Source organism: Candidatus Binatia bacterium, from assembly GCA_023150935.1.
In the GTDB taxonomy this organism is placed as follows: Bacteria; Desulfobacterota; Binatia; order HRBIN30; family HRBIN30; genus JAKLJW01.
On record JAKLJW010000053.1, the window covers coordinates 1 to 14,581 of the forward strand.

A 14,581-nucleotide genomic window follows, 5' to 3' on the forward strand; every position below is an offset into this window, starting at 1 on the left:
GACGGCGGGCACCGGGCCATTCTGCCGGATTGAGGCTGCCCCTCGTGCCCGCCGCGCGCGAGTTCCGGGCGTTCGGCGTAACACGGAAGGAGGGGTGCGATGTTGAAGTTGGCAGTCTCATTGGGGAAGTGGCGTCCGCGTGTCCTCACAGGAGCGGCCGCTCTCATGCTCACGGCGACCGGACAGGGGGCTTTCGGCAGCACGATTAATGTGACGAGCACGTCGGGCGGCACGGGGGGCCCGAGCTGCACGTTGCGGGATGCAATCGCAGCCGCGAACGGTGACGTGCCAAGTGGGGGCTGCTCGGCGGGGAGCGGTGTCGACTCCATTGTCTTGCCGTCAGGGGCAATGATCACACTTGTGCAGGTCGACAATGCCACCCATGGCGCCAACGGGTTACCCGTGGTCACCAGCACGATCGTTGTCGAGGGGAATGGCGCAACAATCGGCCGCAGCACTGCACCTGCAACCCCGGTGTTCCGCATCCTTCACGTCGACGCAACCGGAGATCTGACGCTCGCCAATCTGACGATTACCAACGGCAAGATCACGGTTCCGTTGGTTCTTGGGGAGGGGGGTGGGGGAATCCTGAACTGGGGTAATCTCACCGTTACCGACTCCAGCGTTATCGGCAACGACGCGACCGCGCCCATCGGTTTTGGGTTTCCCGAGGGCGGGGGTATCTCAAGCCCGGGAACGCTACTGGTCGAGCGCAGCACGATCAGTGGGAACCGGGCCGGTCAGGGTGGCGGCATTTGCGCGGGGTGGTATCTGGGAGGACCGATCATTCCTGCCACGACCCTTGTCAACACGACGGTCAGTGGCAACAGCGACGACGGGAATTCCGGCGGTGGGATTCTGTACGCCCAGGGCATCCTGAGGCTCCGCAGTTCGAGCATCATCGACAACCGGGGAGGCATCTACAACAACTTCAACAGTGGCGGCACGGTGCAAAACACGATCTTAACTCGCAATGGCCCGTACAACTGTGCAGGGTCGCTCGCCTTTACCTCCATGGGATATAATTTGACTGACGACTCCACCTGCGGTTTTCTGTCCGGCCCCGGCGACCAGCCTAACGTCGCGAACCCGCAAGTGGGCCCCCTTCAAGACAACGGCGGTCCCACTGCGACTCACGCTCTCCTATCTGGCAGTTCTGCAATTGATGCAGGCGACCCGGCCGGCTGCGCTGACGCTAACAGCAGTCAACTTGCTACCGACCAGCGTGGCGCGCCACGCTCAGCCGACGGGGGAGGCGGTTTCGGTAACCGCTGCGATATCGGCGCTTTTGAGTTCGACTCGCTGTTGCCAAACGGTTCTCCATGCAGCAGCGATGCGCAGTGTGCGTCGCACCTCTGTACCGACGGGGTATGCGCGGTGCCCGTGGGCGCACCGGCACTCTCGCCGACGATGCTCCTGCTATCGGTTGCAATCCTAGGCCTTATCGGCATGTACAGTCTGGTCCTCGGACCGCGATGTCGAGCGCGATCCGACGAGGATTCCGAAACGCAGTGACGAGTCCTACGAGTCGGAGGATGCGCGGGGCACGTAGCCAGCAAGGTCAGTCAAATTGCGGGGTCCCCAAGGCAGGCAGCATGGTCGGCAAGCAAAGGGACGAGGCCGCATCGGCCGAACGAAGGGCGACGGCCACCACGGAGGCATTCGGTGAGGTCGTGGCCTCGCCTGATCCCGCGCATTCGGCTGAAGCTGCCCACCTGTGCTAAAGGATGCGTATGGCTCAGCTCATGGATCGAATCACCGTCAACCCACGGCAGTGTGGCGGGCGTCCGTGTATTCGAGGTATGCGGATCCGAGTTTCCGATGTCCTTGAGCTTCTCGCTTCCGGGATGACCCCGAAACAGATTGTCAGGGAGCATCCTGATCTGGAGATCGAGGACGTCTATGCCTGCTTGCGGTTTGCCACCGGTCGGGTCAGTCACGCAGTGGTCGTCCCGTGATTCTCTGGGTTGACGCCCACATCTCCCCCAAGCTTTGCCCGCGCATTCGCAGGCAGTTCGGGGTGGAGGTGACGCATGTTCGCGACCTGGGCCTCCGAGAGGCCGAGGATCCCGAGATCTTCGAGAAGGCTCGCGCGGCAGATGTCGCGGTGTTCACGAAGGACGAAGATTTCGTCGATCTCGTCGGCCGGCTCGGCACACCACCGCAGGTCCTTTGGCTACGGTGTGGCAACATGTCCAACGCCCGCCTCTGGTCAATTCTCTCCCGAACGCTCGCGGATGCACTCGAACTCCTTCGCCAAGGCGAGCCTATCGTGGAGATCACTTTGTCCCAAGGCGAACCCGGAGGCCGAACGCAAGCGTCCAGTCACCGGCGCGGAAAGACGCCCCGCCGCTGACACTCCGTGCGAGGGGTCATGCCGCAGCTTGCGAGAGACCCAAACGCCGATGACTGGCGTCGTCACAATCCGCGCACGAGAAAACAGCCCAGCAGGGCCGAACAGATCGCTGGAGCGGACCGGCTTGAACTGGGCGGTTCTCGCGAGCGCCACCGGGCCGGCCGCTCAGCGATAGCGTTCGGCGGGTGCGGGCAGATGGAATCAGCTATTGCCACCGCGCTGATTCGTAGCACGCTGCTGGACCACCGCGTTCCGTGCGTGTCGTCTCAAGCGAGAATCTCCGCCGGCAGTGCGGGTGCACGGGGACCGCCCAGGGAGCGCGATGGCGCGGCGTCTCGTGTCAACTTGAGAAGAGGAAGGGGAAGAGACTGGTACTCAACTGTCAGCCATCCACAGAGGTTGCGCTCACGGCTCCTCTTCCGGCTGCTCCTCTTCGGTTCCGAACGACAGCTTGAGCCCATCGATACGGGCGAAGTGCCGGCGATTCCCAGTGATCAGCATGGCACCCTCGCGCAAGCAGATGCCGGCGATCAGGCAATCCGCCATGCCGATGTCCTCTCCCCGCGCGAGCAGTGCACTTCTAGCCTCGGCGCCCTTCCGAGCGCCGTCGGCGTCAAGCGGCAGGATCGTCATCGCGGCAAGGAGCATCTCGACCGCTGAGGACTGCCGCGGCGTCCTGGCGCCGGTCCATAGCTCGAACGCGGTCACCACCGTCGTCGCGAAGCCTCGCGTCTGTAGCTCGATTTCCACGCGGGCAGCCATGGGGTTGCGACCGCGCAGGTAGTCAACCAGCACGTCCGTATCGGCGACGATCACCGCCACCTCCGGCGAATCGCGGCAACATCCGCCTTCAGCGCCTCACCTTCCTGGCCTGCCAGCGCGCCCCTGACCCCGAGCGCCGCACGAACGGCGTCCTGCCGACTCGCATGCACTCGAAGATAGAGGTCGACGGCCTCGCGAACCACCGAAGAGAACCCCTTCTCTCCACGGCTGCTCGCGATCTTCAGGAGTTCGCCTCTCTGCTGCTCGGTTATCTCGATGGTCGTTCTCATGTAACGACCGTTGCCATTACGGCATTTACATGTCAAGCATCATGCACATGCATGTCCGGGTTCCCGCGGTGTATCGAGGCCTGCCGATTCGTGGCCGTAGTACCGTCGTTTCTGGATGCCCCCTCGCGTAAAGTACCAAGAGTACCATCGTCCCCTATCCCCCAAGTGTCTTCCTTGTCCCTCTCCGGTGGGTGTCTCCCTTGTCCTCCGGGCGTCAGGTCAGCGGGTTACGCCAGCGCAGGCCGGGGAAGCGCTGGAAGTCGGCGTCGTTCGAGTGGATCTCGCACTGGTGCTCGAGGGCGAGCGCCGCCAGATGGGCGTCGGTCGTGAGATTGCCCGCGAGCCCGGTCGCACGAAACAGGTCTTCGAGAATGGTCAGGTGACGCGGACCGGGATCCAGCGTCCGCACATGTGGGCGGTCGAACCAGATGTGCACCCGGTCCAATGCCGCGAGCGGCGGCAGCGGAGCGACGAAGACTGCCGGATGTGTCACGAGCCGCACGAAGCCACAGACGACCACCCACGGCAGCGCCACCGGGTGCTCTCGCGTCAGCAGGTCTTCCCACCACGCGCGCGCCGCGCCGTGGAGCGGGGACGCTGCGTTGTAAGCGTAGACGAGCAGGTTGACGTCAGGCAGGACCATGCCCCGTGCCGGGTTCCGTTGCCGCGAACGCGTCGGCGTCGAGTTGATCCAGGAGTTGGTTGAGCCGCAGCGGATCGATGCCGGGGCGCATGGGGCTGTTGAACGGGTCGACTCGGAAAGCGGGCGGGCGCGCCGCGCGTCGTTCCTGTGCCGCCAACCCGCGCCGTAACGTGGCGTTCACCGTCTCTTTAAAGGATGCTCCGGACCGCTTCGCCAGTTGCTGCAACTTGCCGGCCACGTCGTCATCGAGCGTCAGGGTCGTACGCATGGAGGCATCGTGATGTCGAAGGCATTTGATGTCAAGATGTCTGGCAACCGAACGATCAAGGGCGCCCGGGGATTCACGAGCTCAGCATCGACGGAGCCGCGCGACGTGTGGCGCGACAAGGACGACCGCACCGAACCCCGGCGGGCGCATGAAATCTTCCTGCGTAACTTCTTTGCGTTATGCAAACGTGTTCTGGCACTCAGGCAGCCTCAGCGTACAGGCTGGGGTAGGCGACCTCCCGGAGCTTGACCGCTGCCGCCATCGCGCGGCGACCGTTGCGGGAAACCCGCCAGCGACAGGAACGCGGGATCTTCGCAATCGGCTGGTGGATGTGCAGCCGAAGTAACAGCCGGGTGACCTGCCCAGACTGCCTGGTGGGCTTTACTCAGATGAAATTCACCGGCCATGGATTCGAGAAATAGTAGCGGGCATGGAACGGTCACCTCGAAATCATAACCTGTTCAGGTTAGGTGAGCGCTTATGCCCCAACCCACGATCGAGCCGCTGACCCTGCTCAGTCGCGCCGAGGACGAGACCAGCGCGTTTGGTGCCCGACTGGCCGGGGTGCTCGAAGCCGGCGACCTCATCGGTTTGCGCGGCGAACTCGGGGCCGGGAAGACGTGCCTCGTGCGCGGCCTTGCCGAGGGCCTGGGCATTCCCCCGGCGCGCGTGCGCAGTCCGACGTTCACACTCATCGCCGAATACGGCGGCGGCCGCCTGCCGCTCTATCACCTCGACCTTTACCGGCTGGAGCCGACCGAGGCGGACCGGCTCGCCCTGCGCGAGTACCTCGATGGCGACGGCGTCTGCGTGGTCGAGTGGTTCGAGCGTTTGCAGGACGAGTCGCCCCACCTCGAAGTCCATTTGACGTTCGTGGGAGCGACGGAACGGCGCCTGGTGGTGTCGGCGCATGGGGCGCGCTATGATCGCCGCCTCGATCGCTTGCGGGGTGTGTAAGTGTCCTTGATCGTTCAGAAATACGGCGGCACGTCGGTGGGAACAGTGGACCGGATCAAGGCCGTGGCGGCGCGGGTGGCGGCGACCCGGGCCGCCGGCCACGACGTCATCGTGGTGGTGTCGGCCATGGCCGGCGAGACCAATCGATTGCTCGATCTGGCCCGGCAAGTATCGTCGCAACCGGAACCGCGGGAGAGCGACGTCCTGGTCGCCACCGGCGAGCAGGTGGCGGTGGCCTTGTTGGCCATGGCACTGCTCGACCGCGGGGTGCCGGCGCGCTCGCTACTGGGTTACCAGGCTCGACTGGCGACCGACAGCGTCTTCGGCAGGGCGCGCATTCGGAACATCAGCGGCGAACGCATGCTCGAGGTGGTACGCGGCGGACAGGTCGCGGTGATTGCCGGCTTTCAGGGCGTCGACGAGGACCTCAACATCACGACCCTGGGACGCGGCGGCAGCGACACCAGTGCCGTTGCCGTCGCGGCCGCCGTGCGCGCCGACGTCTGCGAGATCTACACCGACGTCGACGGCGTCTACACGACCGACCCGCGCATCTGTCCCGGCGCCCGCAAGCTGGCGCGCGTTTCGTTCGACGAAATGCTGGAACTCGCCAGTCTCGGCGCGAAGGTGCTGCAGATCCGATCGGTCGAGTTCGCCAAGCGCTACGCCGTCCCCGTACACGTCCGGTCGAGCTTTTCGGACGCGCCGGGGACCTGGGTCGTCGAGGAGGAACCGAGTATGGAAGACGTTCTGGTCACCGGGGTTGCGCTGGACCTCAACGAAGCCAAGATCACCCTTCAGCACGTGCCCGATCGCCCCGGTCTGGCCGCCCGCATCTTCACCGCGATTGCCGCAGCGCACATCGTCGTCGATATGATCATCCAGAACGCCAGCGCCGAGGGTTCCACGGATGTGACCTTCACCGTGCCGCAGGCCGACAGCGATCAGGCCGTCGCGATCGTTCGCGGTCTGGCGGCGGAGATCGGCGCCGGTGGCGTGCTCGCCGACACCGGCGTCGCCAAGGTGTCGGTGGTAGGGCTCGGTATGCGCAGCCATGCGGGAGTCGCGGCGCACATGTTCGAGGTGCTCGCCCGCGAAGGCATCAACATCCAGATGATCTCGACGTCGGAGATCAAGGTCTCGGTCGTCATCGACGCCAAGTACGGCGAACTCGCCGTGCGCGTGCTGCATCAGGCGCTCGTCGAAGAGGGGGTCAAGGAGACAGCCGCGTGAGCGCTCCGGGACACGTCGAGATTTACGATACCACGCTGCGGGACGGTTCCCAGGCGGAGGACATCGCCTTTACCGTCGAAGACAAGCTGCGCATCGTCGAACGCCTCGACGACTTCGGTGTGCGGTACATCGAGGGCGGGTGGCCGGGTTCCAACCCGCGCGACGAAGCGTTCTTCAAGGCCGCCCGCGGCGTTAAGTTGAAGCAGGCGCGATTGGCCGCGTTCGGGGCGACGCGACGCGCCGGCACCAAGGCCGGCGAGGACCATAACCTCAGGATGCTCCTGCGGGCGGAGACGCCCGTCATCACGATCTTCGGCAAGACGTGGGACCTGCACGTGCGCGACGACCTGCGTATCTCGAAGCAGGAGAACCTCGAAGTCATTTACGACAGCGTGACCTATCTGAAGAAGCACGTCGACACGGTAATCTTCGATGCCGAGCACTTCTTCGACGGCTTCCGCTCGGCGCCGGAGTTCGCCCTGGACTGCTGCCGGGCTGCCGCCGACGGCGGCGCCGATCTGGTCTGTCTCTGCGAAACCAACGGCGGCCGCATTCCGAGCGAGGTGGCGGCGGCAGTGGATGCGGTCCGCGCCGCCCTGAACGTTCCGCTCGGCATCCATTGCCACAACGATTCCGAGCTGGCGGTCGCCAACTCGCTGATCGCCGTGCAGCGCGGCGCCGTTCAGGTCCAGGGCACCATCAACGGATTCGGCGAGCGTTGCGGCAACGCCAACCTGTGTTCGGTGATCGCCAACCTGCAACTCAAGATGGGATACAAGGTTGTCGGCGCCGCGCAGCTCCGGCGTCTGCGCGAAGTGTCGCACTTCGTTTACGAGCTGGCCAATATCGAGCCCAGCAAGCGCCAGCCATTCGTCGGGACGAGCGCCTTCGCCCACAAGGGCGGTGTGCACGTGGCGGCGGTGCAGAAGAACCCGCAGACCTACGAGCACATCGAACCGGAACTGGTCGGCAATCGGCAGCGCGTTCTGGTCTCGGATCTCTCCGGACGTGGCAACGTTCTGTACAAGGCCCACGAGTTCGGTGTCGACGTCGACCCGCACAACCCGAAGGTGCGGCACGTGCTGGCGGAGCTGAAGGAACTCGAGAACCGCGGGTTCCAGTTCGAAGGCGCCGAGGCCTCGTTCGAACTCCTCATGCACAAGGGGCTCAATGGGCAGAAGGCGCGCAACTTCCGACTGATCGGCTTTCGCGTCATCGACGAAAAGCGCCACGAGGACGAGGAGCCGATCGCCGAGGCGACGATCATGATCGAAGGGCCGGACGGCAGCGTCGAGCACACGGCGGCCCAGGGCAACGGTCCCGTGCACGCCCTCGATATGGCTCTGCGCAAGGCGCTGGTGAAGTTCTACCCGCAGATCCGCGAGATGACGCTGTTGGATTACAAGGTCCGGGTGCTCGGCAGCGGCGAGGGAACCGGGGCGCTGGTGCGCGTGCTCATCGAATCGGGCGACGGCCAGGATCGCTGGGGGACGGTGGGGGTATCGACCAACGTCATAGAGGCGAGCTGGCAGGCGCTCGTCGACGCCATTGACTACAAGCTCTACCGCGATCGGAAAAAGAGCCGCGCGAAGCGCGGCGCGGGAGACGGCGAGCGGGGAGCGGCGAGTGGGAAGCGGGCAGCGGGACGTGCGAAGGCGGCGGAGAACGAGAAATGAGCGACGACGCGGCATCGATCTCCCGCTTTCCGCTCACCGCTGCCTTTACCTTCCATGATCTACTGCGACCATAACGCAACGTCGCCGCTGCGCCCGGAAGTGCGCGACGCGATGGCGGCGTGCCTGAACGGGGACTACGGGAATCCGTCGAGCGTACACCGGTGGGGTGCGCGGGCGCGGCTCGCCGTCGAGGAGGCACGCGCGCGGGTCGCCGAACTCGTCGGTGCGGTCCCGGCGGAGATCGTCTTTACGAGCGGCGGGACGGAGAGCATCGCCCTGGCGATCCACGGCGTGCTCGCCCGGCACCCCGGGGGAGCCGCGGTGACCGCCACCGTCGAGCACGCCGCGGTGCTCGCGCCGCTGGCGCGTTGGGCGCGGCAGGGACGGCGGGTGACGGTTGTGCCGGTGGGCTCCGACGGTCGGGTCGCCGTCGATGAGGTTGCCGCGGCGTGTGGGCCGGGGACGGCTCTGGTCAGCATCGGCTGGGCGAACAACGAAGTTGGCACGGTACAGCCGATCGCGGCGATTGCCGAGGCGGTCCGTGCCGCGGGGGCGGTGTTGCACGTCGACGCGGTGCAGGCCGCGGGGAAGATACCGGTGACGGCGGCGGCCGCGGACCTCGTGTCGATGTCGGCGCACAAGCTTGGCGGGCCACCGGGTGTGGGTGCGCTGGTCGTGCGTGGTGGAATCGCCATCGAGCCCCTCCTGCTCGGCGGCGGGCAGGAGCGGGAACGGCGGGCCGGCACGGAGAACGTGCCGGGGATCGTCGGCTTCGGGGTGGCCTGTCGACTCGCTGCCCGGGAGATCGGCGCGTTCGGCGAGTTCTGCGTGGCACTGCGGGATCGACTGTGGGCGGGACTGGCGGCGGCGATTCCCGGGGTCCGCCGCAACGGCCCGCTGCAGGGAGCGGGGTTGCCGAACACGTTGAATGTGAGCTTCGACGGGGTCCGTGGGGAAGCGCTGGTCGCGGCGCTCGACCTCGAGGGCATAGCCGTGTCGAGCGGCTCGGCTTGCGCGGCGGGGGCGGGCGAGCCGTCGCACGTGCTGATCGCGATGGGGCGCAGTGCCGAGTCGGCTCGCGATGGCGTGCGTTTCAGTTTCGGACGGGGAAACTCCCTCGGCGATGTCGACCGGCTGGTTGCCGCAACTGCGGCAGCGGTGGCGCGGATGCGAGCTGCCGCCGGAGGGTACGCGTGAGCGCAGGGGGTGTTTGCCCGGGCGAGCGGGTGGTGGTGGCGATGAGCGGGGGCGTGGACAGTTCGGTCGCGGCGGCCGTGCTGGTCGAGGCGGGTTGCGACGTAGTCGGAATTGCGATGCGCCTGTGGGGCGGCCCCTCGGACAGTGGCTGCTGCTCGCTCGACGATTTCCTCGACGCACGTCGAGTGGCGGCCCGTCTGGGCATCCCTTTCTACGTCATGGACTTCCGCGACGATTTCGACCGCGCCGTCGTGGAGCCGTTCGTCGACGACTATCGCCACGGACGGACGCCCAATCCGTGTGCGCGCTGCAACCAGTTCGTCAAGTTCGGCAGCTTCTGGCAGCGGGCGCGGGAGCTGGGCGCGGACTGGATAGCCACCGGCCATTACGCCCGGGTCGAGCGCGACGCGGCGGGAGTGGCGCATCTGCTCGCGGCCACCGACCCACGCAAGGATCAGTCGTACTATCTCTTCGGGATTCCCCCGGCGGTGCTGGCGCGCACGCTGTTCCCGGTGGGTGCGTGGGGCAAGGGCGCGGTGCGGGCACGAGCGCGGACGTTGGCGTTGCCGGTGGCCGACAAGCCGGACAGCCAGGAGATCTGCTTCGTCCCGCGCGGCGGGTACGCCGACTTCGTGCGTAATCGAGCCGGTGCGGACGGCGGTCGCCCGGGCCGCATCGTCGACGAAACCGGTCGTATCGTGGGCGTGCACGACGGCATCCACCGGTTTACCGTCGGGCAGCGGCGTGGACTCGGGCTGGCCGCCGGTTCGCCGCGCTACGTGGTGGCGATCGATGCGCGCACGGCCACGGTCCGCGTTGGGCCCCAGGAGGCGACCCGGTCGGCCGGTCTCGAAGCGCGCCGGGTGCACTGGCTTACCGGCGGTCCGCTGCAGCGCGGGAGCGAGTTGCGAGTCAAGATACGAGCCCGGTTCGTGCCGGAAGCGGTTGTTCTCGAGGACGCCGAGGCGGACCGTTTCGTGGTGCGGGCGCGCCGGGGACTCGACGCAGTGACACCCGGGCAGGCGGCGGTGCTTTACGATGGCGACCGGGTCGTGGGCGGTGGGTGGATCGAACGGGCGCTGGTGGAGGGGGCATGAGCGCGGGGATGCGGGTCGCCCTGACGACGCTCGGGTGCAAGGTCAATCGGTACGATAGTTCCAGCATCGAGACGCGGTTGCGCGCCGAAGGCTGGCGAATCGTGCCGTTTGCGCCGGGTGCCGACGTGTACGTCGTCAACACCTGTACGGTGACCGACCGCGCCGATGCGGAGAGCCGGCAGTTGGCGCGGCGAGCACGGCGGTTGAACCCGCGGGCTCGCGTGGTGATGACCGGGTGCTTCGCGCAGATCGATCCGGCGGGGGCGGCGATTCCAGAGGTGGATTTCGTGGTCGGGCTCAATCGGCTGCCGGACCTGTTGCGCGCGGTGCGGGGCGAACTGGACGCTGTCGGGGAACGCCTGTTGGTCGACGATCTGCGCAGCGCGCGGCGGGTGCAAACCATCGGGGCGGACACCTTCACCGGACACACGCGCGCCTTTCTCAAGGTGCAAGAGGGCTGCGATCTGTTCTGTACGTTCTGCATCGTGCCGTTCGCGCGCGGCCGCAGTCGCAGCCTGCCGCCGCGGGAAGTGCTGGAACAGATTCGGCGTCTCGGGCAGCGGGGATTTCGCGAAGTGGTACTGACGGGCGTGCACCTGGGCGGGTACGGCGCCGACCTTGTGCCCGCATGGTCGCTCGTCGACCTGCTCGAAATTGTTATCGAGCGGGCCGCGGTGGCGCGCCTGCGGCTGAGTTCCATCGATCCGCCCGAGGTGAGTGAGCGGCTGCTGGCGCTGATGGGCCGCAGCGAGGCATTCTGTCCGCATCTGCACATACCCGTGCAGGGTGGCCACGATGCGTTGCTCCGGAGAATGCGGCGGCCGTACGATGTGGGGCTGGTGCGTGAAGTGTGCGTGGAGGTGCGGCGGCGGTTCCCCGAGGCCGCGATCGGTACCGACGTGATCGCCGGCTTTCCCGGGGAAACCGAGGCGGAGTTCGAGTCGACGGTGGCGCTGCTGGACGAGCTGCCGTTCACGTACTTCCACGTCTTTCCGTATTCGCGACGCCGCGGCACGACGGCGGCGAAACTGGCAGGTCAGCTCCCGGCTGCGGTCGTGCAGGGCCGAGCGCGCCGACTGCGACAGCTCGGCGAGCGGAAGCGTGTGGCGTTTGCCGCGCAATTCGTGGGCCGGACGTTGCCGGTGTTGGTCGAGACGCCCGTCGACCGGTCCGCGAGTGTGTGGCAGGGCTATTCCCGGAACTATCAAAGGGTCGAAGTCGCGGGCGGCGACCGGTGCGGCAACCGCGAGGTGGCGGTGCGCATCGATACGGCGCAGGGCTGGCGCTTGCGGGGGCATTCCGTCGATGGAGCAGAACCTTCCGGACCGAGCGGCGGAGCTTGAGGCGTTGCAGGGGCGGCTGGGGTACCGCTTCGCGGACGCCGTCTTGCTTGCCGCCGCGCTGACGCATGCGTCGGCGATCGAAGCCCACGAGCCACGGGCGGGAGAGCGTCTCGAGTTCCTCGGCGACGCGGTGCTCGGGCTGGTGCTGAGCGACCTGTTGTTGGTGCGCTATCCGGGATTCGACGAGGGGCGACTGTCGAAGTCGCGAGCGGCACTGGTCAACACGGCGAGCTTCGCGGACCGAGCGCGCGAACTGGGGCTCGATCGCGCGGTGCGCCTCGGGAAGGGCGAGGAAAAGACTGGAGGGCGGGAGAAGGCGTCCATCCTGGCGGCGACTTACGAGGCGGTGATGGGGGCGGTGTTTGTCGACGGAGGGTATGCGAAAGCGCGCGAGGTGGCGGCCCAGCATTTCGTGGCACTGATCGATAAGGTCGGGCAGCTCGCGCTGGCCGATGCGAAGACGGAGCTTCAGGAGGTCTGCCAGCAGCGCTTTCGCCTGACGCCGGTGTATCGGATGGTGGAGGAAGCAGGCCCCGGCCACGCCAGGCGATTTCTGGTCGAGGTGCTACTCGGAGATTGCGTTCTTGGGATCGGCGAAGGGCCGAGCAAGCGCGCTGCCGAGCAGGAGGCGGCCCGCCGGGCGCTGGCCGACGGCCTGCCTGCGGCAGAGGGCGCAGGTGTTTTCCATCCGCTTCCGGCGGCGCGGTCGTAGGGTCGGGCCCTGTTTCAACGCCGGCCGGTCGTATTCCGGCGCTCGCTGCCGAAGGGGGCCCTGGGCTTACTTCACCCGCAGCTCGACGCGCCGGTTCTGCGCGCGTCCGGCCTCGGTGTCGTTTGTGGCCACGGGGTTCGACTCGCCGAATCCCTCGACGGTAAGCCGGTCGGGCGCGATGCCGCTGTTCACGAGGTAGCGGAAGACCGCCTCGGCGCGGCGCAGCGACAGCGACTGGTTGTAGGCGTCCGAGCCGATTGCGTCGGTGTAACCCTCGACGGCCACCGCAACCGACGGATTCTCTTTCAGCACCTCCACGGCTTCGTCGAGGACCGGCCTGGCGTCCGGTCGAATGGTGCTCTGGTTGAAGTCGAACGTGATGCCGCGCAGCACGATTCTCCGGCTCAGCGTCGTCGGCGGGGTCGGTATCGGAGCCGGCGGCGGCGGAGGTGGCGCCGGGGTTTCCACCTCGGCGTCGAAGAAGTAGTGTCCGGCGAGGGCGCAAACGACGGCACCGATTGCGGCGCCCACCAGCGCGCCCTGCCAGTAGTTCGCGTCGTCTCTCTGGACCTCCGTCCCGGTTGGCGTGATGACCGTGTTTTCGCCGCGCCGCGCTTCCTGGATGCCGACCCCGGCGCCGGCACCCGCGGCGCCGCACACCAGAGCCGGTATCCAGGTGCCTTTGCCCCAGGGCTTGTCCACGTAACGCCTGGTGGCCGCACATCCCGGCGCCACCGTAGCCACTGCGAGCGCCACGATCGCGGCCCGGCGACCGAATGACTGCTTGTTGCCCCGACCCGGGCGTGAGCGCATCAGGTATCCTCCACGGTCAACTCGGGTATGTAGGCGCGCCGCGCACCAAGGGTCAAGCGAAATGTGCGGTCCGGCAGGGCTCAGTACCCGGCCCGAGCGGCGAAGCGGTCGCGGTGAAACGGCGCGTCGCCCAGCGTCAGGGCGGTTACGCGGGCCCGCTTCAGGAAGAAGCCGGCATCGTGTTCGTCGGTCATGCCGATGCCGCCGTGCATCTGGATGGTCTCGTTGGCGATGAGAACGAACGCGTCGGAGCAGCGGGCCTTGGCCAGGCTTGCCAGCCGCGCAATGTCGTCGCGGCCGTCGTCGATGGCCTGATGCGCCGCCGTTACCGCCGAGCGTGCCAGCTCGGTCTCGATGTACATCAGCGCCGCCCGGTGCTTAAGCGCCTGAAACGAACCGATCGGGACCCCGAACTGCTTGCGCGTACGCAGGTAGTCGAGGGTCATTTCGAGGGCGGCGAGCATACCGCCGAGCATCTCGGCGGCGAGGCCGATCGTGGCGCGATCGAGGATGGTCTGCAGAATGGTGCCGGCATCCGCGGGGGAGCCGAGCAGGGCGTCGGCGGGGACGCTGACATCGGCGAGGTGCAGGATGGCGCTGTTGCGGCTGTCGATGCGGTACTGGCTTTCGAGTTCGACTCCGGGCGCGTGGGTGTCGACGACGAACAGCGCGAGGCCGTCGGGATCCGCGGGTTCTCCGGCTATGCGGGCGGATACGACGATGCGATCGGCGCCGCAGCCATCGATCACCGGAGCCTTGCGGCCGCGCAGTGTCCAGCCGCCGGCAGTGCCGGTGGCGCGGGTTTCGACGTAACGCGGGTTGTAACGCGGGCCGGTTTCCTGGTGGGCAAACGCCAGCAGGAGGTCGCCGGCGATCATGGGTGACAGGAGGGCTTCACGTTGAGCCGGCGAGCCGGCCAATAGGATCGCGGAGCCGGCGAGCAGCACGTTGGAAAGCAGCGGCTCGGGTGCGAGGCCGCGGCCGAGCTCTTCGAGGACGACCATGATGTGGGTATGGCCGAGCGCGGCGCCGCCGTATTCGGCCGGAAAGACGATGCCCGGCCAGCCCAGCTCCGCCATTTGTTTCCACAACTCGCGGGAATACCCGAGCGGGTCGCGGGTGTCGCGCAGCGTGCGCAGCCGACGCAACGAGGCGTTCTTGGTGACGAACTCGCGCGCGGTCTTCTGCAGCAGGGAGTGTTCTTCGGTGAGAGCGAGGTCCATGGCCGTCTCTT

The 14,581-nt window shown here is 67.0% G+C and carries 15 protein-coding genes and 1 pseudogene; 10 read left to right on the top strand and 6 right to left on the bottom strand.

The genetic code is table 11. The features are described from left to right. The first annotated feature begins 99 nt into the window (after positions 1-99). From L6Q96_20765 to L6Q96_20775, 3 genes are all read left to right on the top strand, one after another. A complete protein-coding gene (locus tag L6Q96_20765; protein ID MCK6556983.1) occupies positions 100-1,515 on the top strand; it encodes a hypothetical protein in 1,416 nt (471 codons plus the stop codon). Between the two features lie 218 nt (positions 1,516-1,733). After that, positions 1,734-1,958 carry a DUF433 domain-containing protein gene (locus L6Q96_20770; GenBank protein ID MCK6556984.1) on the top strand — a complete coding sequence of 75 codons (225 nt, stop codon included), beginning with the start codon at positions 1,734-1,736 and terminating at the stop codon, positions 1,956-1,958. Next, positions 1,955-2,356, top strand: coding sequence for a DUF5615 family PIN-like protein (locus L6Q96_20775; protein MCK6556985.1), 402 nt, complete (start codon positions 1,955-1,957; stop codon positions 2,354-2,356). Before L6Q96_20770 ends, L6Q96_20775 begins: the two co-directional genes overlap by 4 nt. A 405-nt stretch (positions 2,357-2,761) precedes the next feature. Here L6Q96_20775 and L6Q96_20780 read toward each other — a convergent pair whose 3' ends face one another. From L6Q96_20780 to L6Q96_20795, 4 genes are all read right to left on the bottom strand, one after another. Then, positions 2,762-3,172 carry a type II toxin-antitoxin system VapC family toxin gene (locus L6Q96_20780; protein ID MCK6556986.1) on the bottom strand — a complete coding sequence of 137 codons (411 nt, stop codon included), beginning with the start codon at positions 3,170-3,172 and terminating at the stop codon, positions 2,762-2,764. Then, positions 3,169-3,408 carry a hypothetical protein gene (locus tag L6Q96_20785; protein MCK6556987.1) on the bottom strand — a complete coding sequence of 80 codons (240 nt, stop codon included), beginning with the start codon at positions 3,406-3,408 and terminating at the stop codon, positions 3,169-3,171. Before L6Q96_20785 ends, L6Q96_20780 begins: the two co-directional genes overlap by 4 nt. 214 nt (positions 3,409-3,622) lie before the next feature. Then, entirely contained in the window at positions 3,623-4,051 is a 429-nt protein-coding gene (locus L6Q96_20790; GenBank protein ID MCK6556988.1) for a type II toxin-antitoxin system VapC family toxin, read from the bottom strand. Beyond that, the gene (locus L6Q96_20795) at positions 4,038-4,319 is read right to left on the bottom strand and encodes a type II toxin-antitoxin system VapB family antitoxin (protein ID MCK6556989.1); all 282 of its coding nucleotides are present in this window, start codon (positions 4,317-4,319) and stop codon (positions 4,038-4,040) included. Before L6Q96_20795 ends, L6Q96_20790 begins: the two co-directional genes overlap by 14 nt. Positions 4,320-4,799: 480 nt before the next feature. Here L6Q96_20795 and tsaE point away from each other — a divergent pair, with 480 nt between their 5' ends. The 7 genes from tsaE to rnc are packed head-to-tail and all read left to right on the top strand — an operon-like array spanning position 4,800 to position 12,534. Next, positions 4,800-5,276, top strand: a complete 477-nt coding sequence (gene tsaE / locus L6Q96_20800; GenBank protein ID MCK6556990.1) for a tRNA (adenosine(37)-N6)-threonylcarbamoyltransferase complex ATPase subunit type 1 TsaE — start codon at positions 4,800-4,802, stop codon at positions 5,274-5,276. Continuing rightward, positions 5,277-6,509, top strand: a complete 1,233-nt coding sequence (locus tag L6Q96_20805; GenBank protein ID MCK6556991.1) for an aspartate kinase — start codon at positions 5,277-5,279, stop codon at positions 6,507-6,509. Next, positions 6,506-8,185, top strand: a complete 1,680-nt coding sequence (gene cimA, locus L6Q96_20810) for a citramalate synthase (GenBank protein ID MCK6556992.1) — start codon at positions 6,506-6,508, stop codon at positions 8,183-8,185. The genes L6Q96_20805 and cimA overlap by 4 nt, the downstream gene beginning before the upstream one ends. Before the next feature lie 54 nt (positions 8,186-8,239). After that, positions 8,240-9,382: a cysteine desulfurase gene (locus L6Q96_20815; GenBank protein MCK6556993.1), complete on the top strand. Its 1,143-nt coding sequence runs from the start codon at positions 8,240-8,242 to the stop codon at positions 9,380-9,382. A gap of 41 nt (positions 9,383-9,423) precedes the next feature. Next, positions 9,424-10,479, top strand: coding sequence for a tRNA 2-thiouridine(34) synthase MnmA (mnmA, locus tag L6Q96_20820; protein ID MCK6556994.1), 1,056 nt, complete (start codon positions 9,424-9,426; stop codon positions 10,477-10,479). Next, positions 10,476-11,822: a tRNA (N(6)-L-threonylcarbamoyladenosine(37)-C(2))-methylthiotransferase MtaB gene (mtaB, locus tag L6Q96_20825; GenBank protein ID MCK6556995.1), complete on the top strand. Its 1,347-nt coding sequence runs from the start codon at positions 10,476-10,478 to the stop codon at positions 11,820-11,822. Before mnmA ends, mtaB begins: the two co-directional genes overlap by 4 nt. Then, on the top strand, positions 11,785-12,534 hold the full coding sequence (gene rnc / locus L6Q96_20830) for a ribonuclease III (protein ID MCK6556996.1): 750 nt from the start codon (positions 11,785-11,787) through the stop codon (positions 12,532-12,534). Before mtaB ends, rnc begins: the two co-directional genes overlap by 38 nt. 129 nt (positions 12,535-12,663) lie before the next feature. Here the strand turns inward: rnc and L6Q96_20835 are convergent. Next, a pseudogene (locus L6Q96_20835) lies at positions 12,664-13,347 on the bottom strand (OmpA family protein). 80 nt (positions 13,348-13,427) lie between these two features. Next, complete coding sequence (locus tag L6Q96_20840) at positions 13,428-14,570, bottom strand: acyl-CoA dehydrogenase family protein (protein MCK6556997.1); 1,143 nt, start codon at positions 14,568-14,570, stop codon at positions 13,428-13,430. Between the last annotated feature and the right edge of the window lie 11 nt (positions 14,571-14,581).

What these genes read in the sequence shown, in the direction of transcription:
- L6Q96_20840 (MCK6556997.1), bottom strand. Translation starts at nt 14,570, where the DNA reads ATGGACCTCGCTCTCACCGAAGAACACTCCCTGCTGCAGAAGACCGCG.
- L6Q96_20785 (MCK6556987.1), bottom strand. Translation starts at nt 3,408, where the DNA reads ATGAGAACGACCATCGAGATAACCGAGCAGCAGAGAGGCGAACTCCTG.
- tsaE (MCK6556990.1), top strand. Translation starts at nt 4,800, where the DNA reads ATGCCCCAACCCACGATCGAGCCGCTGACCCTGCTCAGTCGCGCCGAG.
- L6Q96_20815 (MCK6556993.1), top strand. Translation starts at nt 8,240, where the DNA reads ATGATCTACTGCGACCATAACGCAACGTCGCCGCTGCGCCCGGAAGTG.
- L6Q96_20795 (MCK6556989.1), bottom strand. Translation starts at nt 4,319, where the DNA reads ATGCGTACGACCCTGACGCTCGATGACGACGTGGCCGGCAAGTTGCAG.
- rnc (MCK6556996.1), top strand. Translation starts at nt 11,785, where the DNA reads ATGGAGCAGAACCTTCCGGACCGAGCGGCGGAGCTTGAGGCGTTGCAG.
- mtaB (MCK6556995.1), top strand. Translation starts at nt 10,476, where the DNA reads ATGAGCGCGGGGATGCGGGTCGCCCTGACGACGCTCGGGTGCAAGGTC.
- L6Q96_20765 (MCK6556983.1), top strand. Translation starts at nt 100, where the DNA reads ATGTTGAAGTTGGCAGTCTCATTGGGGAAGTGGCGTCCGCGTGTCCTC.
- mnmA (MCK6556994.1), top strand. Translation starts at nt 9,424, where the DNA reads ATGAGCGGGGGCGTGGACAGTTCGGTCGCGGCGGCCGTGCTGGTCGAG.
- L6Q96_20790 (MCK6556988.1), bottom strand. Translation starts at nt 4,051, where the DNA reads ATGGTCCTGCCTGACGTCAACCTGCTCGTCTACGCTTACAACGCAGCG.
- L6Q96_20770 (MCK6556984.1), top strand. Translation starts at nt 1,734, where the DNA reads ATGGCTCAGCTCATGGATCGAATCACCGTCAACCCACGGCAGTGTGGC.